The 19,326-nt window shown below is 42.6% G+C and carries 13 protein-coding genes and 2 pseudogenes; 9 read left to right on the forward strand and 6 right to left on the reverse strand.

Going from position 1 to position 19,326, the window contains the following annotated elements:
- The first annotated feature begins 252 nt into the window (after window positions 1-252).
- Window positions 253-1,341, forward strand: a complete 1,089-nt coding sequence (locus tag GTQ43_RS02610) for a RuBisCO accumulation factor 1 (protein ID WP_265270432.1) — start codon at window positions 253-255, stop codon at window positions 1,339-1,341.
- Between the two features lie 514 nt (window positions 1,342-1,855).
- Window positions 1,856-4,290 (forward strand): annotated as a pseudogene (locus tag GTQ43_RS02615) (ATP-dependent helicase).
- Between the two features lie 100 nt (window positions 4,291-4,390).
- Here GTQ43_RS02615 and GTQ43_RS02620 read toward each other — a convergent pair.
- A complete protein-coding gene (locus GTQ43_RS02620) occupies window positions 4,391-5,059 on the reverse strand; it encodes a DUF1345 domain-containing protein (protein ID WP_265270434.1) in 669 nt (222 codons plus the stop codon).
- 327 nt (window positions 5,060-5,386) lie between these two features.
- On the opposite strand from GTQ43_RS02620, the gene tsaB reads away from it, so the two are divergent.
- Window positions 5,387-6,046, forward strand: coding sequence for a tRNA (adenosine(37)-N6)-threonylcarbamoyltransferase complex dimerization subunit type 1 TsaB (gene tsaB, locus GTQ43_RS02625; RefSeq protein ID WP_265270436.1), 660 nt, complete (start codon window positions 5,387-5,389; stop codon window positions 6,044-6,046).
- Between the two features lie 200 nt (window positions 6,047-6,246).
- On the opposite strand, the gene GTQ43_RS02630 is transcribed toward tsaB, so the two are convergent.
- Window positions 6,247-7,164: an AEC family transporter gene (locus tag GTQ43_RS02630; RefSeq protein ID WP_265273648.1), complete on the reverse strand. Its 918-nt coding sequence runs from the start codon at window positions 7,162-7,164 to the stop codon at window positions 6,247-6,249.
- A 102-nt stretch (window positions 7,165-7,266) separates the two neighbouring features.
- On the opposite strand from GTQ43_RS02630, the gene GTQ43_RS02635 reads away from it, so the two are divergent.
- On the forward strand, window positions 7,267-8,070 hold the full coding sequence (locus tag GTQ43_RS02635; protein WP_265270438.1) for a D-alanyl-D-alanine carboxypeptidase family protein: 804 nt from the start codon (window positions 7,267-7,269) through the stop codon (window positions 8,068-8,070).
- A 160-nt stretch (window positions 8,071-8,230) separates the two neighbouring features.
- Here the strand turns inward: GTQ43_RS02635 and GTQ43_RS02640 are convergent, their stop codons facing one another.
- Window positions 8,231-9,247 carry a sulfate/molybdate ABC transporter ATP-binding protein gene (locus GTQ43_RS02640; RefSeq protein ID WP_265270440.1) on the reverse strand — a complete coding sequence of 339 codons (1,017 nt, stop codon included), beginning with the start codon at window positions 9,245-9,247 and terminating at the stop codon, window positions 8,231-8,233.
- Window positions 9,248-9,341: 94 nt separating this feature from the next.
- Window positions 9,342-9,851 carry a membrane protein insertion efficiency factor YidD gene (gene yidD / locus GTQ43_RS02645; RefSeq protein ID WP_265270442.1) on the reverse strand — a complete coding sequence of 170 codons (510 nt, stop codon included), beginning with the start codon at window positions 9,849-9,851 and terminating at the stop codon, window positions 9,342-9,344.
- A 315-nt stretch (window positions 9,852-10,166) separates the two neighbouring features.
- On the opposite strand from yidD, the gene chlP reads away from it, so the two are divergent.
- Both chlP and GTQ43_RS02655 read left to right on the forward strand, forming a co-directional pair.
- The gene (gene chlP, locus GTQ43_RS02650) at window positions 10,167-11,387 is read left to right on the forward strand and encodes a geranylgeranyl reductase (protein WP_265270444.1); all 1,221 of its coding nucleotides are present in this window, start codon (window positions 10,167-10,169) and stop codon (window positions 11,385-11,387) included.
- A gap of 786 nt (window positions 11,388-12,173) precedes the next feature.
- The gene (locus tag GTQ43_RS02655) at window positions 12,174-12,704 is read left to right on the forward strand and encodes a pentapeptide repeat-containing protein (protein WP_265270446.1); all 531 of its coding nucleotides are present in this window, start codon (window positions 12,174-12,176) and stop codon (window positions 12,702-12,704) included.
- Window positions 12,705-12,882: 178 nt separating this feature from the next.
- On the opposite strand, the gene glgX is transcribed toward GTQ43_RS02655, so the two are convergent.
- Window positions 12,883-15,009: a glycogen debranching protein GlgX gene (gene glgX, locus GTQ43_RS02660; RefSeq protein ID WP_265270448.1), complete on the reverse strand. Its 2,127-nt coding sequence runs from the start codon at window positions 15,007-15,009 to the stop codon at window positions 12,883-12,885.
- 196 nt (window positions 15,010-15,205) lie between these two features.
- Here glgX and GTQ43_RS02665 point away from each other — a divergent pair.
- From GTQ43_RS02665 to GTQ43_RS02675, 3 genes and pseudogenes are all read left to right on the forward strand, one after another.
- Window positions 15,206-15,454: pseudogene (locus tag GTQ43_RS02665) on the forward strand (TonB-dependent receptor); the annotation flags it as partial.
- Between the two features lie 157 nt (window positions 15,455-15,611).
- Window positions 15,612-15,908: a hypothetical protein gene (locus tag GTQ43_RS02670; RefSeq protein ID WP_265270450.1), complete on the forward strand. Its 297-nt coding sequence runs from the start codon at window positions 15,612-15,614 to the stop codon at window positions 15,906-15,908.
- A gap of 344 nt (window positions 15,909-16,252) precedes the next feature.
- Window positions 16,253-16,642, forward strand: a complete 390-nt coding sequence (locus GTQ43_RS02675) for a hypothetical protein (protein ID WP_265270453.1) — start codon at window positions 16,253-16,255, stop codon at window positions 16,640-16,642.
- On the opposite strand, the gene ptsP is transcribed toward GTQ43_RS02675, so the two are convergent.
- Complete coding sequence (gene ptsP / locus GTQ43_RS02680; protein ID WP_265270455.1) at window positions 16,643-19,276, reverse strand: phosphoenolpyruvate--protein phosphotransferase; 2,634 nt, start codon at window positions 19,274-19,276, stop codon at window positions 16,643-16,645.
- Window positions 19,277-19,326 lie beyond the last annotated feature (50 nt).

Below are 19,326 nucleotides of genomic sequence, written 5' to 3' on the forward strand. Positions count from 1 at the left end.
ACACCGTAGCCTTAGTAAGGGGAGGGTGCGCGACAGCGCGGGTGGGGTATATTTTATGTGATTGGGAAACGCTTTAAGGCGCGGTAGAAGCCCACAGATATGTGTCGCATCACTCGTAGGATAGATTTAAAAATTACAACCTCCTGTCTCTTTCTGAAATTAAGACAGCAAGTCTGGGTAGTTCATAGATTAGAATAAGACTTGCTCATGAGGTGTTAATGAACCTCTCAAGTTGAAGCTCGCACTCCGATTATGACTGATCTACCACCCAACGCTCAGAATCCCGAAGAAAATGCTACCAACGATCTAGCACAAGAATTACTACGAAGGCTGAGGCAAAAACAAGGCAACTGGGTGGAATGGGGAACGGCGATCGCCTCGTTGCTAAAAATCGGTTACAATCCCCAAGAAATTTTTGAGGCGACTGGATTTGAGCCGATTCAACAAAATCAAGTGGTTGTTGGTTCTCAAGTTTACAATTCTTTGGAAAACTCTGGAGTATCGGCAGAAACGCGATCGCATTATGCCACACGCGGCAGTGATGTTTTATATGAACTGCGTTTGCTTACTCAAGAAGAACGCGCCGCCGCCGCCGAACTGATCTTTTTCCACAAAATCGACGCTGATGAGGTGAAGGAAGTCGCAAAAGCCATTAAAGAGTTCTCCTATTACCGGACTTTACCAGAAGGCTTTTCTGCCCATCCGGGGGATGCTGTTGCTCACCAAGTTTGGAAACTAGCACGTCAAAATACAGATTTACAACAGCGATCGCGCCTAATAGCTAAAGGTTTGCGTTTTGCTCACACGCCAGCAGCCAGGAAACAAATAGAACAGCTACTGACTGATTTTACTACCGTTCCCCAGCGTCCAGCACCAATTTTACCGTTTTACCGTCTGGAATTTGAAGAACAATTACCCCGGATTTTGCCTGTGGTAGGCGAGTTACCATTGTCACGGCAAGATTTGCAAGCTGTGCCAATTTTGACCGAAATTGAACCATTTCGACTGGTTAAGTTTTCTGGAAAGCAAGCTTGGGTTCCCTTACCAGGTTGGCAAGTATTATTGGCGGCAGAAGATCCAGTAGTGATTTTAGCGAATAGCGATCGCTTTCCCATCCAAACCCAAAGCCAAATCGGGCTTGTTGTAGTTGTAGTAGATCGTGCCAAACGAGAATGGGATGCCTCCAGCTATTTTGTCGTTGAAAATGGTGGTGAATTAGAGTTTCAGTGGTTTGAAACTGAGCCAGAAATTCCCCTACTAGGACAAATTATTATCATTGTGCGTCCTAAGAAAATTCTGGATGAAGAATTGACTAAGGATTCATGGCAAATTGACGAATAAATTCAATTTTAGATTTTGCCAACTTAACACAAAGGTGATGTCCAGCAAGGAACTGAAGTTCACCCGCTTTTAGCAAAAGTCATCTGAAGATGACTAAATACCTAAAAAATCTCTAATCTACTGAAGTAGACTTTAGCTAAAAGCCAGAGAACTATTCCTAGCTTAAGTTGACCTTTTTTTAATTAAAAATTAAAAGTTAAAAATTAAGAAGAATAATAATTTTTAATTAATTAATTTTGGGTACAAGCCCCCACCCTTCGGGAATTAAAAATGCAAAATTAAAAATTAAAAATTTCAGAGAATCCCCTCAATTTTTAATTAATAATTTTTAATTTTTAATTGGAGCGAAGCGACTTGTGGTGGTTCAAGCCCCCACTGATTGCAATTTTTAATTAATAATTTTTAATTTTTAATTGGAGCGAAGCGACTTGACGCTCCGTTCGCAATGACATAGTTATAAATTTTCACACCCACTTACTTACATTCAATATTTATTTAAAATATAAAATTTGATATGTCAGACTCTAAATTTATTGCTCCTGTGGCTCAAGAATCCCTGCACTCAGAATTGTCTGAACGATCGCCTGTTCCTTCTCTAGGGGAGAAAATTCTCGCAATTCGCAACAGTCTCCGCCCTGGACAACAACAAATGGCTGACTGGCAATCTGGCCCTTTGGCTATTTCTGCCGTTCCTGGCGCAGGCAAATCTACTGGGATGGCTGCGGCAACAGCGATCGCGATCGCCCGTCAATATGAACGCTATGCCCAGTCGCGCCCATCCTCGCGTCGTCATCTGGTAGTTGTCACCTTTACTCGTTCTGCTGCTGCCAACATTAAAGCGAAGATCCGCAAATTTTTACGAGATGATTTATCTTTGCCTCAGACAGGATTTTTCGTCTATACCCTACATGGTTTAGCGTTGAACATTGCCAGCCGTCATTCTGATTTATCGGGTTTGCAGTTAGAAAACGTCACATTAATTACACCAACCCAAAGTCATCGCTTTATCAGAACAGCCGTAGAACAATGGATTGTGAATAATCCCGGAATATATTTACGGTTATTAGAAGGTCATCAATTTGACGGAGAAGAGACAGAAAGGTTGCGTCGCCAATCGGTGTTACGAACAGAAGTATTGCCGGAATTGGCTAATACAGTCATTCATGAAGCAAAAAGTTCTGGGATATCGCCAGAAAAATTACGGGAGTGGAGTAGACAAACCACAGACGAATATACAATTTTGAGCGTAGCGGCGGGATTGTATGAGCAATATCAAAACTTAATGCGATCGCGTGACTTTATCGATTACGACGATATGATTTTAGCCGCACTGCGCGTTTTAGAAAACGACAGCGCCCGTCGCATTGAGCAAAATCAAGTTTTCGCCGTCTTTGAAGACGAAGCCCAAGATTCTAGCCCCTACAGACGCAGCTGTTGGAAATTTTGGCGAGTGATGGGGGAGATAAGGGAGATAATTCTTGTACAGACACGATTAATCGCGTCTCTCCTAACTCAGCACTCAACTTAGTCCGAGTTGGCGATCCAAATCAAGCGATTAACTCTACCTTCACCCCAGCCGATCCGATTTATTTTCGGCAATTTTGCGAAGAGTGCGATCGCATCCAACGATTGGCAACGATGGATCAAGCTGGTCGCAGTACTAGAATTATCATTGAAGCGGCTAACTTTGCCCTGAAATGGATCAATAATCAATCCTTAGCAAAAAGCAATAACGGACAAGAAATTCCTGAGAATCGACAAGTACCATTTCGCTTCCAGACAATTCGCCCTGTTGAAACTGGCGACCCACAAAAGAACGCCAACCCAGCACCAATTGGACGGGGATTAGAACTTTATACCCCGCGTGATATTCATCACACCGTCGAATTGTTATCTCAAAGAGTCATCGAGTTATTTGGTGAAGATCCAACACAAAATAGTGCAGCGATTTTAGTGCGAGAAAATCGTCAAGGAAGATGGTTAGCAGAGGCTCTAGCACCTCTGTGCAAAGAGCATAATATTACACTTTACGATGTGGGAGAACGCGATCGCCGTTCCCATGTTCCCCAAGAGATTTTAGCATTGCTGCAATTTTGCGATCGCCCCCACTCCCCTGATTACCTCAAAGCCGCATTAGAAGCATTAGTACAGCGCCAGTTAATTCCTACCCAAGACCTCAACGCCCTTGCTAGTCTCCCAGAAGAATTTTTGTATCCTGGCCCTCTAGCAACAACCCAGGCAGAAACAGTCCAAAAAGCTGCGCGCTTGTGTCGCAATTTACTTCGTGCCCGCTTGGAATTGCCCCTCTATCAGCTAATTTCTTTTCTCGCTTTGACCTTAAATTACGACCAGGCAGAATTGGCAACTGCTGACAAACTTGCAGAACGGGTAAACCAGCAGATAGCTGGCAATAGTTCAATGGTGGGAATGCTGTCAGCTTTAAGTGAAATCGTTAGTTCCGAACGGTTTGAACCAGTGGAAACTGAAGATTCGGAAGAACGTTACACCCGTCGCGGTCAACTGACCATTATTACCATGCACAAAGCCAAAGGGCTGGATTGGGACTATGTATTTCTTCCGTTTCTCCACGAAAACTTGATTCCCGGTAGATTTTGGGTTCCTCCCCAAAGCCAGTTCTTAGGTGATTTTACCTTATCAGAAGTAGCCCGCGCCCAAATTCGCGCTGCTCTCCACGGAGAATCTACTATCCCAGATGTGACACAAGCATGGGAACAAGCAAAGCACTTGAAAATATCTGAGGAGTACCGTTTACTCTACGTTGCAATGACACGAGCAAAGCGTTTGGTGTGGATGTCAGCAGCCCAGAAAGCCCCCTTTACTTGGAGTAAACCAGATAATTTACAAGAACAAGCGCCTTGTCCAGTTTTTCCAGCATTAAAGCGCCAATTTCCTGAATGTGTGGTGAATTTGGCAGTAATGGCTAAATAAGGGCGATCAAGACTATTTGTGCAACAGTTTACTAGCGATCGCATTGGCAATTTTAAGCGTGTATAGACACGGATTTTCGCGTCTCTGAGTCAAGCAATACTTAAATCAGCGATGCAATGATATTAATACTCATAGCTAAAATAGTAGTATTAAAAAAGAAGGATAATACACTATGTAACAGAGTCAAGCGTCTCATATCGCGTGATGTCGTCTCCACATCTGAAACTTGACTAGTCATGCCAACTACAAAAGAATAATATAAAAATTCCCAATAGTCTGGACAGTCATTATTAGGAAAATCTAAACCTCTGACGATTTCTTCACTATTACTATGATTAATATATTTGTAATAGCTGTGTGCATACTGCACTGCAAACATCGTATGCACCAGCAGCCAGGAACCGACAATAGTCATAATTGCAAGTACGACATGTAGGGTCAGCAGAATTATTGACAACCCTTTTTTATCAGTTAGTAAAAACCCAATAGCTAAGACACTAGCACAAGCCGCAGCGATCACCAACATGAATATAGCTAAATGTCCTTCATATTCATTCTCAGAATAACGGCGAATTTTTTCTGGGGTAGCCTTGGCCATTTTCCACCACGTTACGGCTAAGAAAAAGTCAATACCGGAGTTCCAAGCGCAGAGTATGCGAGTGGGTAAGTGTAGCCAACGCGGAAGGATTACTGAAACTAATACAGCTAGTCCGATAGCAATTATCAGTCTAGGTCGAGAGTCAAAGTTTTTAAATAAGTTACGTTTCACAAATATTTTGCACCAATTGATGGCGATTAGGAATAGTACCCCAGTTGCTCCTCTTTACATTTTTTTGCCAAAGTTCGTGGTTAAGGATGAACTCACGGCGGTGTTTGAGAAGTTCATAAAAGCTGTTATACCAGGGATTTTACCTTAAAACTGATGTGAGTATCACCGAAACAGTGCTGAATTTTGTAGAGGGGACATAATGAATCAAGCTGCTCATCAGTGGCGTTTAGCGATTGTTCAAATGATTTTTTATTTGAGAACCGCTATATTATATGCTTGAATAAATAAATCACCTTAACTCTATAAAAATAAATATTTTAAGTAACTTTGACAACACAAATAAAAACTCTTGCAATAAATAAATACGCATTGGCACTACACACCACAACACCCGAATTGGGTTTGGCAATTAGTGATTTTGCTGGTGAAACTCGCTCTCAAGTTTGGAATTTAGGGCGTGATTTATCTAGCTTAGTGCATCAATATTTAATTGAATTTATCAAACCACAAACTTGGGCAGATTTATCCTTTATCGCAGTTGCAAAAGGCCCTGGCGGTTTTACCGGAACTCGGATCGGCGTTGTCATGGCTCGAACTTTAGGGCAACAGTTAGATATCCCTGTATTTACGATTTCAACTTTAGCCGCAGTAGCTTGGTCAGAAGCAGGTAAAAGTCAAAATATCAAAACTCTGGCAGTAGAAATGCCAGCACAACGAGGTCAAATTTTTGCTGCCATTTATCAGTTTGAGCCTGATACTTCTAAACTAAAAGCGTGTTTACCAGATACAGTGTTAACACCAGAAGCATGGCAGGAAACTTTAGCGAATTGGAACACTAATTATCAATTGATTCACGCCCAATCTGGGTTAGCAGCGACAGTAACAAGTATTTTAGAACTAGCTAATCTCAATTGGCAAGAAGGCAAGTTTCCTAATTGGTCAGAGGCTTTGCCATATTATGGGCAGCATCCAGTAGAGGGTGGATAATGTTTTTAAATTGTCATCACCTACGACAAAGCTTTCCAGACTTTCAAACAACCTCTTATGACTAATGTGTGTACACCGTAGCTTAAAAAGGGGGAAGAATCAAAGTCCCCCTTTTTAAGGGGGATTTAGGGGGATCTCCAAGGGTTAGGCGTATAAAAAAACTTTTCAAACAACCTCGAAGGCTAAGAAAGCATAGTTAATCAAAACAGCCACAGCCAAATTGGGAGAGTAACGAGCAATAGTATAGCCCCAGCAGCTAGGGCGGTAACTGCCAGATCGCGATCGAGATTGAATGTCTCAGCAATTACCAGTGTGGCGAAAGCTGGAGGCATAGCCATTTGTAGCACGATGATCTTGACTATGGGCCCAGTTAATCCAAAAAATGGGATAACACTCCCCAATATCAAGGGAACTATAAGCATTTTTATTCCCAAGCTCATCCCTGCTTGTGGTAAGCTACGCCAAGATTTGAGCAACCCTAGTCGCATTCCAATTAACACCAGAGATAAAGCTACACTACTCCAAGCAAATTTCTCTAGGCAGAATTCTGCAACTGTGGGAATTGTCACCTGTCGAAACAGCAAGCCAAATCCGAAACCCCACAAGGCAGGATTAATTAAAATGGCCTTAGCAATCTGCCAATGATTTTGGACACCACCGCCAAAACGCGCCGCTAGCAACACACCCAAGGCATAAGTTCCTGGGAATGAACCTAACAAATCATAAAATAGCGCCCAAGCAAAGTATTCCTTGCCTACCATTGCTAAGGTGATGGGAAAACCAAGATAACCTGTATTACCTAGCATTGCCGCGAGGAGCAAGCTAGCCTGAGTTGGTGGTTGGTGGACAATATTTCTAAAATAGGCTTGTCCTTTAATTCCTAACCAAGCTAAAAATGCTCCTAGTAAAATGGCTAGATAAGCGATCGCAGGGGCAATCCAAATTTGCCCTGACAAGCTAGATTGACGCAAAAACGATACTATGCTTATGGGTACTCCCACCCAAAAAAGAAACTGTCCTAAACGGGTAGGAACTGTCACAGGTAGTTTGCGTCCCAGAATAAAACCTACCAGGACTAATCCTCCTAGCTTGACGTATAGTTCTAAAAGGTTTGTCAAGATTGCGCCTAAAAACCACAGATGTAAAATGCTACCTGTTACGTCTACTTTTGTCCAGTACAAAATCTGTTATGGCTATCCCACAAAAACAGGAGTTTACCCTTGAATAAGACAGGGTTTTCTGGAAAACCGCAAAATTCATCGAATAACTTTGATGATGATATTCCAGTGGCTGTACGCGATACCCCTGTTGCAACACCAAAAATTTGGTTGCAACGCCGAATTGTCTTGATTGGGGGAGTAACAGGATTTGTCCTGCTAGCTTTAATTAGCGGTTTTTTATTTTTCGTCACGACACCCAAAAAAACCGCAAATTCTCAACCTTTACCAACTACTTCTGCTCCCCCAACCCCAGTAGCATCTAATAATTCTAGCGATACTGTGTTAGGGCATTTTCCATACAAAGAAGCGCCTCAGTCAGAACTAGTAACCATCTCCGCAAATAGGGGCATCAGAATGCAAAAAGCTGCTGCCCAAAAGTTTGAGGAGATGGTAGCAGCAGCGCGGAGTGCAGGTGTAATTTTAGTGCCAATTTCTGGCTTCCGCTCAGTTAAAGACCAGGAGCAGTTGTTTTTTGCTGTCGGTGCCCAACGAAATCAAACGCCAGCAGAACGAGCCGCCCTCAGCGCTCCTCCTGGTCATAGCGAACATCACACAGGTTATGCTGTGGATGTTGGAGATGGGTCAGTACCAGCAACTAATCTCCAAACCAACTTTGACCATACCAAGGCTTATCAGTGGCTACAAGCAAATGCAGCACGTTTCAGCTTTGAAATGTCATTTCCCAAAGATAATGCTCAAGGTGTGAGTTATGAGCCTTGGCACTGGCGTTTCGTTGGCGATCGCAACAGCTTAGAAATGTTCTACAAAGCCAGAAATTTGAAACCCGCTAAGATATCGCCATAGGAGCCAAAATAATTCGTAATTCGTAATTATTACCTCTGTTTCTCATCACGTTGTCAAGTGATAGCCTCTGTAGTCCATTTAAGATTGAAAACCCCTAGCAAATAGCTGAATTACACAGCGATTAACTAGGGGTTTTGACTATTAAGAAACTGGCAAAAGTCTAAATTGAATAAGACACTGGGAAGGACTTCGCATCCTTCGGCTTCACATATACGCGCTGTTTCGCTTCTAACTCTAAATCATTAAAGCGATCGCGTGTTAAATGCGCCGTCACTACTTGTCCATCATCGAAAGTTAATTCCACCTGAATTTCCCAACCTAAATGCACTAATCGGCTCACTGTCGCAGGTGTAGTGGCATCGCTGGCGCTAGTTTCAAAAATCACATCTTGCGGGCGCAAAAATACTTGCGGATGTGGCGCATCAAATTTGCTACCTTGAAAAATCTTCGAGGTGCTGGGTAATATATTCACCGGGCCAATGAAGCTCATCACAAATGCGGTGGCAGGATTATCATAAATTTCCGATGGTGTCCCTACCTGTTCCACACGCCCTTTATTCATGACCACAACTTCATCGGAGACTTCCATTGCTTCCTCTTGGTCGTGGGTGACGAAAACTGTGGTAACATGAACCTCATCATGGAGGCGACGTAACCATGCCCGTAAGTCTTTGCGGACTTTAGCATCAAGTGCGCCAAAAGGTTCATCTAGCAGTAATACTTCAGGCTCTACTGCCAATGCCCTTGCTAATGCTACCCGTTGTCTTTGACCACCAGAAAGTTGTGATGGATAGCGATCGCCTAATCCACTCAATTGCACTAATTCTAGTAACTGTTCTACCTTTCCCTTAATCTTCTTTGGCTGTGCCTTGCGAATTTCTAAGCCAAAGGCAATATTCTGCCTGACAGTTAAATGCTTAAATAGGGCATAGTGCTGAAACACAAACCCAATATTGCGCTGTTGCACGCTTTGGTATGTAGCATCCTTACCAGTAAGCAGGATTTTGCCGCTATCTGGCATTTCTAAACCAGAAATTAACCGTAATAGTGTAGATTTACCCGATCCTGATGGCCCCAGCAATGCAACCAGCGAACCACTCTTAATTTCCAGGCTAACTTCATCAACTGCCTTGAAACTCCCGAATTGTTTGGAGACGTTCTCAACTACTATGCCCACTGCTGCTATACCTCTGCAACTAAATCTACAGATCCTTGGTAGGATTACTGTGCCTTACATATACCATATATCGTTATTTATAGATGAACAAGATTTAGCTACCACAACTGCCGCAATCGAGGAAGCTACAATCAGCACCACTACAATCTAGAGAACTGCAATCTGGGGCACTACAATCAGGAGTCATGCTAACTATCTCGGCACAATTGCAGCCCAAATCGGCACAATCAAAACATTCAGTATTGTTGCTGCTGATAAATGAGGATTTTTGACCACCTTTACCAGATACCTGTCGTCGTTGCTGCGTTTCTGCTTCCTCCTCTGGGAATTCTTCTGAATTCTCCATTTGCATAGAGGCATAGCGTCTATGCAAAATTTGGTTAGCTTGCTTGCAAGCTTGAAATCGTTCACGAGAATTGACAAACGCTACTTTTAACCCTTCCTTAGCAATTACCCGTTTGAAGTACCCAGAGCAAGATTCGCCGCCATATAGTATTCTGTGGGCACAAGCAAAACCTTTGTGTGGGGAAATGTGCTTTTGATATCCGGTAATTGCGGCAGCACTAATTTGTCTAGTAAAGGAATCGAACAGAGAAATCTGCATATTTTGGGATTGAGGATTAGGGACTGGGGACTAGTGGTCTGTCAAACCCATTTTGACGGTTGGAGAGACGCGATAAATCGCCGTCTCTACAGAAGATTTATTCGTCAATTATTTCTTGACAGACTACTAGGGACTAGGCAATATTCTTCATTCTTCCCAATTCCTAATGCCCAATGCCCAATGCCCAACGTCTAATTCGTATCGAAACATTAAGGAATATTGCATTTGTGCAGAAACCTGAAGGTAAACCGCCAAATCACTAGAAAGACCGTGGTAGTATGCTCTCGGTAAATGTGAAGATTGGGAGAAAGACCTTTGACACTACGGGTTGCTGTTATTGGGTCAGGCCCTGCTGGTTCATCTGCCGCAGAAACACTGGCAGCCTCTGGGATTGAAACCTACCTGTTTGAGCGGAAGCTAGACAATGCAAAGCCTTGTGGGGGTGCAATTCCCCTGTGTATGGTGAGTGAATTTGATTTACCACCAGAGATTATCGATCGCCGGGTACGGAAGATGAAAATGATTTCGCCTTCCAATCGGGAGGTTGATATCAATTTGATAAATGAAGAAGAATATATAGGAATGTGCCGCCGGGAAGTGCTAGATGGCTTTTTGCGCGATCGCGCGGCAAAAGTAGGCGCAAATTTAATTAATGCCACTGTTCATAAACTTGATATACCCGGAAATAATACCGATCCCTATACCATCCATTACATTGACCATACAGAAGGGATATCTCAGGGGATTGCCAAAACCCTGAAGGTGGATTTAATCATTGGGGCGGATGGGGCTAATTCTCGCGTTGCTAAAGAAATGGACGCTGGGGATTACAATTATGCGATCGCTTTCCAAGAGCGAATTCGCTTACCCGAAGACAAAATGGCCTATTACAACGACCTCGCCGAAATGTATGTCGGTGATGACGTTTCTACCGATTTCTACGCTTGGGTTTTCCCCAAATATGACCACGTAGCTGTCGGTACTGGTACGATGCACGTCAATAAAGCCAGCATCAAACAATTACAAGCTGGTATCCGCGCCCGTGCTTCCGAAAAGCTGGCTGGCGGTAAAATCATCAAAGTCGAAGCGCACCCCATTCCAGAACATCCCCGTCCCCGTCGCGTTGTAGGTCGCATCGCTTTGGTGGGAGATGCTGCTGGTTATGTTACCAAATCCTCTGGTGAAGGGATTTATTTTGCCGCTAAATCTGGGCGGATGTGTGCCGAAACCATTGTAGAAACATCTAATAGTGGTAGCCGTATTCCTACAGAAGGCGACCTCAAGGTTTACCTGAAGCGTTGGGATAAGAGATACGGACTCACTTACAAGGTGCTGGACATTTTGCAAACTGTATTCTATCGTTCCAACGCCACCCGCGAGGCGTTTGTGGAAATGTGTGATGATCTCGATGTCCAACGGCTAACATTCGATAGCTATCTGTATAAGACAGTTGTCCCAGCTAATCCCATCACCCAGTTGAAAATTACCGCTAAAACCATTGGTAGTTTAATTCGGGGTAATGCCCTTGCGCCTTAACTGAGTGCAAAGGACAGGGAATTTCAACAAATAAATTCTCGATTTTGTGGGGTGGTCATCCTGCACGCTTATTAATCAGGGCGGGCAAGACGATCGCCCCACAACATATATGAAGAGAGCAGGGGGAGCAGGGGGAGCAGGGGAAGCAGGGGAAGCAGGGGGATTAAACTAAGCCAGACACTTGGGGTGGGGTTTCTACTTACCTTAAGATACAAGGATTTATTCGCCCACAAAGGGCGAGGTTTTTAACCTTTACTTTTTTTATAAAAGTGTTTAGACATCTCCAGAAATTAAATATACGTTATGTAGAACCCTTGTAGAGAGGCGATATATCGCCTCTCTACATATCGATGCTAAGTAATCTTCAGTTGTAGGAATCGTAATCTGCAAAAGAATACGAATTGGTTTTACCATAACCTCTGCCAGACGAACATTACAATAGAGTATAGCGATCGCTTTCCACTAACTAATACTTAAATTTTTCAATCTTTCAACATCCCTCCCAAGGATGAAAATAACTCACTACTCTAGGTAGTAGCGCCAGTACTTGAGGATGGCTAATCTAGATAAAGCTGATTAAACATTAGCTCTAGTTAAATTCACTACATTAATCCTCCGTAGCGCAGACTTTGGATTCACTGCCTATCTAGATAACCTCAATTAAAATAATTCGTAACTAAAGACTGTTTCAGACTCTCATCTTAGATCCATACTGAAACAAAGCCACATACACCCAAAAATTACGAATTACGAATTAGTTAAACGTTCCTTAGCACAGCGACAGATATGAAAGCAGATCAACTCCTGAAAAACTATGCCGCAGGTGTCAGAGACTTTACTGGTGTAAACTTGAGTGAGGCAAACTTAAGGGAAGCTAGTCTCAGTGGCGTAATTTTAGATAGAGCAATTTTAGATGGAGCTAATCTGAGTCACGCTAATTTAGCCCACGCCAGTTTGGTTGAGACAGACTTAAATGGAGCCGATTTGAGCCATGCTGACCTTAGTGGTAGCAACTTAAGCAAAGCTATTTTAGATGGAGCTATTTTAGATGGAGCTATCTTAGATGGAGCAAATTTGAGTCATGCTAATTTGACGGTTGCTAAGTTGATTGAAACTAACTTAAGTGAAGCAGATTTGCAGGAAGCAAGTTTAATAGCTGCAAATTTAGATGGAGCCGATTTAAGTGGTGCAGATTTAACGGTAGCCGACTTATCCCAGGCAAATCTCACCCAGGCTGATTTGCACCAGACAAATTTGAGCGGAGCAAATTTGGAAGGAGCAAATATAGAAGGAACAATCCTGGATGAGAATGTTTAATACCAACATTTTTTCAAACTTAGATTTTTCAAACATCCTCTAACCTCTACTTTATCCATTTTTTGGTAAGGCTTAAGCTGATGCTGAAAGCTTTATGGTACAGTAGTTTTACTTTTTCCAAAAAGCTAGGGTTTGCCGATACAAGAGAACCAAGTTCTTAATTTTGGATAAAATCGAGCTAACTTATAAGGCGTAAAAGCATCAGAGAGCGATCTGTAACTGGTACACTTTGAGAGCCTGAAACTAATTTTCCCCGATCTAAAAAGCGAGGTTCATTGGTGTCAATTACTATCTCCCATACCTTGTCTTTAAAGTCATTCGGTAAAGCAAACTCAATTAACTCGTAGTGAGCGTTAAAAAATAGCAGAAAACTTTCATCAATAATCCGCTCACCACGAGTCCCTGGAGTAGCAATTCCCTGGCCATTCAAAAAAATCTCCATTACCTTGGCATAACTAACTAGCCATTGCTTCTCAGTCATTTCACTACCATCAGCATTAAACCAAGCAATATCATTAATGCCTAAACCGTGGATGGGACGACCATGAAACCATTTACGTCGGCGGAATACTGGATGCTGATGGCGAAAATCAATTAGTTCACGCGTAAAGTCTAGTAAATCTGCGTTCGCTTTGTGCAAATCCCAATGCCGCCAAGAAATCTCATTATCTTGACAGTAGACGTTATTATTTCCCTTTTGACTACAGCCAATTTCGTCTCCCTCTAATAGCATTGGTACACCTTGAGATAGCATTAGAGTTGCTAAAAAATTTCGTCGTTGCCGTTCGCGCAAACGCATCACTTCTGCATCATCGGTTTCGCCTTCAGCACCGCAATTCCAGGATCTATTATGGCTTTCACCATCTCTATTATCTTCCCCGTTTGCATGGTTATGCTTTTCGTTGTAGCTGACCAAATCATTTAACGTAAAACCATCATGAGCAGTTATAAAATTAATACTTGCATTTGGGTTGCGCCCGTTTGTTTGATATAAGTCAGGGCTACCCGTAAAACAGTAAGCAAATTGTCCTAAACTATCATCTACACCACGCCAAAAATCTCGTACTGTATCACGATATCTACCATTCCACTCAGACCAACGCAGGGGAAAGTTCCCAACTTGATAGCCGCCTTCTCCTAAGTCCCAAGGTTCAGCAATTAGTTTCACATCTGCTAAGATTGGGTCTTGATGAATAATGTCAAAGAAAGCTGAGAGATTATCTACTTCATATAATTCCCGTGCTAGTGCCGAGGCTAAATCAAATCGGAAGCCATCTACATGCATTTCTATTACCCAATAGCGTAGGCTATCCATAATTAACTTCAGAACTTGAGCATGACGCACATTCAGAGAGTTACCACAGCCTGTAAAATCCATATAGTAGCGAGGATTATCCTTTACCAAGCGATAATATACAGAATTATCAATACCTCGTAAAGATAGCGTTGGCCCAAAATGATTTCCTTCGCCTGTGTGGTTATAAACTACATCTAAAATCACTTCAATTCCGGCAAAATGTAGTGCCTTGACCATTTGCTTAAATTCAGTGACTTGTTGTCCCGCAGTTCCACTAGCACTGTAACTAGAATAGGGGGCAAAATAGTTGATAGAATCGTAGCCCCAGTAATTTTTTAATCCTTTATCTTCTAAATGTCCCGGATGGGATAGAAAGTGATGTACTGGCATCAATTCAACTGCTGTAATTCCTAATTGCTGTAAATGTTGAATTGCTGCCGGATGTGCCAACCCTGCATAAGTACCACGCAACTCTTCTGGAATAGCTGGATGTAGCTTAGTAAAACCTTTGACGTGGGTTTCATAAATAATAGTTGTATGCCAAGGTGTACCAAGCGGTTTATCACCTTCCCAATCAAAAGATTCATCAATTACAACACACTTGGGCATTATTTTGGCATCATCTAGTTCAGAAAAAACTAAGTCTTTTTCCTCAGCATCTAGAGAATAGGCAAAGACAGATGGATCGTTACTAAACTCACCATCAATAGCTTTGGCATAAGGGTCAATCAATAGTTTATTTGCATTAAATCTATGACCTGCCTCTGGTGCCCACATCCCATGTACTCTAAACCCATACTTTTGACCGGGGCCCACTCCTGGTAAGTACCCATGCCAAACAAAATTGTTTTTTTCTGTTAAAGATACGCGAATTTCTTTGTCATCGTCATCAAATAAACAAAGCTCTACTCCAGTTGCATTTTCCGAAAATAAAGCGAAGTTTGTCCCTTTTCCATCCCAAGTTGCACCTAAAGGATATACATTTCCTGGCCAGATTGCTACATACATAACTTGATTTTAAATAATTACTTTTTTGGGAATTAATCAAGGCTGATGACTTTGAATAATTAGTTAAAATTTAGAGTTACTAATAATTCATCTAAAAGCACTAACAGTAAAATATAACGTAATACATAATATTTATTATTCTATCATTGGTAATATTAATATCTATTCCTTAAGTAGGAAAGATTGAGGTACACGGGATTTAAGTCCAGAAACTGGCTCGACTTGGAGTGCGGAAGTAGATGTCAATTTTTCAGAGAATCTGATTGGACAGTTTACTTACTTTGGTAGTAGGATAGACGATTGTGTAATTAATTCTGTCTGACTACTTAGCAATTTAGGATTAACAGTTTACTTAGAAAATTTACTCGGTGAGCAATATGAGCAAGTTAATCGCATTTATAGCCCTGGATTCACTTTTCGTTTGGGTTTAAGTGCCAATTTTTAGGTGTCTACTTTCCTCTCTGTGTTCTCTGTGCCTCTGCGGTTTAAAAGTTATTTATTGAACCACAGAGGCGCAGAGAACGCAGAGAAAAAAGGAGTTTTTCGGTAAAGACGACGCACCATGTTTAAGATTTAGTTTTAATCTAAAATCTAAAATTGCGATGAGAGCCAAAATCGACAATCAAATACTTTTTATCAACCACGAAGATTTACCAGAGTTTAAGAAAGGTGGTTCGGTGGTGAGAAACTCTTATTTCTGGGCGTTACGTTCAATTGCTGCTCAAGCTTCGCGTTATCGTGATTGGGAATACGAACCAGAAGTTTGGTTAGCACTTTCACGAATGCTTTTGTCTTTTGCTGAATCTGGGTATTTGGGTCTTAGAGAAACTTTGCTAGAGTTTCCTTTCTCTCAAGGGGAAATTCCTAGTTTGCTGCGAGATGTGTCTACTTTTGAGTAAGTCAAATCAGTTTTTGTGAAATCATTTCAGTATTTTGATAAAGTCAGGACTTAGGCAAAAAAGTTCTAAAGTAGTGGTAATTCATGAATTACCGCTACGACAAATCAGGTTCTTGAGACAATTTTGCGTAAGTCCTAAAAGTAATCAGCAAATATACCCGATAATTAACAATTGCGGCGGCATATTAATGTAATTTATATTACATACAAAAATAATTTTTGAACTCATCGGGCACTCATAAGAGGTTCAATCCGTCACGATTAGTCATCATGACAAACCCTAGTTAAAAGTAAGGGTTTTTGACAAAACTAATTAAGATATAGCAGTTAGTGTAGGAAAACAACGTGAAAGTAGCGATTATTGCTAAAACATTAATTACATCTATCGGTTTCTTTGCTTTATTTGCCCCAAGTCAAGCATCGGCTCAACTGATACCACAACCTTGGGTTTCAGTCGGCGGAAAAGATGGTGATATAACCTATGCTGTAGGCGCTAGGGCTTTAAATTTTGGGGTTGAGGTCGGAACTGGCCCTGATGGTGCTACAGGAGTAGATGTTTTGAAATTTATCAGTTTACCTGTCATTTCACCTTATGTAGGAGTTGGGCTTTATTCTGAGGATAAAGGTGTTGCAGTTTCAGGTGGCGTTCAGGTCGGTGCTACTGATAACGTTTTTGTTGGTGCTGGTTACAATTCTATTCGTGGGTTTAACGGGCAACTGGGAATCAGATTTTAACTAATTTGTCGGGGGAATAACTGAAGTTGAAATTAGTTCTCTGACATGAAGTGCAGAATCTTGTTGTAATGCTGATGTCACGATCGCTTCACTCTCAACTATACTCAACCGAGCGATCGCTTGCTTGACTCCAGGTATACTTTGAGGATTCACGCTCAATTCATCTAGCCCTAAACCTAATAAAATTGGTGTTGCTAGTGTATCTGCTGCCAATTCTCCACATAATCCTACCGAAATCCCGGCAGCATGAGCAGCTTGGATAGTTTGCTGCACCATTCGCAACACGGCTGGATGTAGGGCATCAACTAAGTTTGCCACACGCGGATTAGTGCGATCGCTAGCCATGACGTATTGACTCAGGTCGTTAGTACCTATACTAAAGAAGTCTACTTCAGCCGCTAACTGATCGGCGATCGCAACTGCTGACGGAACCTCCACCATAATTCCCACTTTCATCGCGGCATCAAAGGGAATACCAGCTTGATTTAATTCAGTTTGCACTTCACCCAAAATTACCTTAGCTGCACGTACCTCAGTTACAGTGGCAATCATCGGCAACATGATCTTAATTTGGTGTCCGACACTGGCTCTTAAAATTGCCCGTAACTGAGTTTTGAAGAGTTCTGGATGATCTAAACAAAAACGAATTCCCCGCCAACCTAAGAAAGGATTAGCTTCTGGAAACCCTACTCTCAGATAAGGAAGTGGCTTATCACCACCGACATCTAAAGTACGAATAATTAGGGGACGATTATCTAAAACTTGGGCGATCGCCTGATAAACTTCAAGTTGTTCTTCTTCTGTGGGAGCGCTTGTCCTATCTAAATAAAGAAACTCTGTGCGGAGTAGTCCTACCCCTTCTGCACCGCTAGCTACAGCAACTTGCACATCATTTATACTACCAATGTTTGCGAAAATGCTAACTTGCCGACCATCACGAGTAATTGCTGGCTGGTGTGCTGTAGCTCGTGCTTCCTGTTGGGCAGTTTGCCAAGCTTCTCGCTTTGCTGCCAGTAAATCCAGGATATGTGATTCTGGTTCTATCCAAGCTCTACCACTTTCACCATCAAGAGCCATCAGTGTACCATCTGCCAAGTGCAACACTTGGGCATCTACTCCCAAAACTGCGGGAATACCCAATGTCCGGGCGATAATTGCACTGTGAGAAGTAGCGCTACCAGAAGTTGTACAAATACCCAACACCATTGTCGGATCTAATCCCGCAGTATCCGAGGGAGTTAAATCAGTCGCTACTAAAATCGCCGGTTCATCAAAATGCAAGTTAGCAGGGGCATTCCCAGCTAGTAATCGTAATACCCTTTGCCCGACATCTACAACGTCGTCAACTCGCTCTTGTAGATAAGAATCCTCAAGTGTTCGGTAAGAAGTCGCCACTTCATCTACTACGGCTTGCCAAGCTGCCTCAGCATTTATATGGTGGTCTGAAATACGCTGATGAGCCGCTTCCAATAATACTGGATCTTCTAAAAACAGTAATTGGGCATCAAATATAGCAGCTTCAGCATCACCAATTTGCAGAGATGCTTGGGAAAAAACTGCTTGAATTTCTTGTTTGGCAGTGTGAATTGCCGCCTGTACTCGTTGCCACTCTAATTCAGGATCGTCTACGTGATATTCCGTAATTGTAATGTGAGTGGGTTGATAATGAACAACAGGTGCGATCGCAATTCCCCCAGAAGCAGCAATCCCTGAAAGTTCGCCGTGAGTTGTTGGGGTAACTTCCTGGTGAAATGCTGGTGGCGAATTCAAGGCAACATTATCTTCACCCTCCGGGTATGCCTCCGGCACGCCAAGGGCGAACGGCAGTCCAACGCCAGTCGCTTCTGGGGGAAACCCCCATGACCGCGCCGGCTCCTCTTTGTTGGAACGGGCTGCCTCACCAAAATTATTGGCGAATAATGCCTGTAATGCTGCCAGCGCTTCATCTGCATCAGAACCGGTGGCAGTAATCAGTAATTCGTGTCCTTGGCGCAACCCTAAAGTGGTAACTTGGTTAATACTGTCACCCCGAACTAGCCCCGTATTCCTTGTTAAATTCTGCACCAGAATTTGGCATTGAAATCGGGTGGCGGTTCCCACAAACTGGGCTGCGGGACGGGCGTGTAATCCTAAGCGATTGCTGACAATTAGCCGAATTTCTTTGATGGGAAATTCGGGATTTCTGGCTTCGATGTTGTCACTGACAACTGACAACGGACTTACACCCAATTGAGTTGCTTTGGCAAGGAGTGCGCCGCGTGCTTCCGCCATGACTTGGTGAATATTTCTACCAGCCGCCGCCGCAACAACAGCAGCGATCGCACCTTCTACTAGAGGTGCTTCACACAAATACACTTTTTGCTGCTGTGCTTCTGGCAAAAACTCTATAGCCATTTCTGCACTTAGCAAAGCACTACCCAAATCCATTAATACCAGAACACCATCATCAGAGAAAACAGAAGCGATCGCTTCATAAACCTGAATCGGATCTGTACCCAATGGATTTTCAGGATCATCAATTCCTGCTGCAACAGCGATAGAAACTTGGCCTTGAACCATTTGCGCGGCGAGTTCCCGCACACCTAAAGCTAGTTGTTTACTGTGAGAAACGATAACAATTGCGATCGCTGCCATACCGCCAAACTTGTTAAGAGGTTTGCGTTTAGCCAGTTATCCATTGCAAT

The sequence above is a fragment of the Nostoc sp. KVJ3 genome (genome assembly GCF_026127265.1).
GTDB lineage: Bacteria > Cyanobacteriota > Cyanobacteriia > Cyanobacteriales > Nostocaceae > Nostoc.

Bases quoted from the DNA above. Each gene is read 5' to 3' on its own strand.
- GTQ43_RS02610 (WP_265270432.1), top strand. From the start codon at position 253: ATGACTGATCTACCACCCAACGCTCAGAATCCCGAAGAAAATGCTACC.
- yidD (WP_265270442.1), bottom strand. From the start codon at position 9,851: ATGCAGATTTCTCTGTTCGATTCCTTTACTAGACAAATTAGTGCTGCC.
- GTQ43_RS02655 (WP_265270446.1), top strand. From the start codon at position 12,174: ATGAAAGCAGATCAACTCCTGAAAAACTATGCCGCAGGTGTCAGAGAC.
- glgX (WP_265270448.1), bottom strand. From the start codon at position 15,009: ATGTATGTAGCAATCTGGCCAGGAAATGTATATCCTTTAGGTGCAACT.
- GTQ43_RS02670 (WP_265270450.1), top strand. From the start codon at position 15,612: ATGAGAGCCAAAATCGACAATCAAATACTTTTTATCAACCACGAAGAT.
- ptsP (WP_265270455.1), bottom strand. From the start codon at position 19,276: ATGGCAGCGATCGCAATTGTTATCGTTTCTCACAGTAAACAACTAGCT.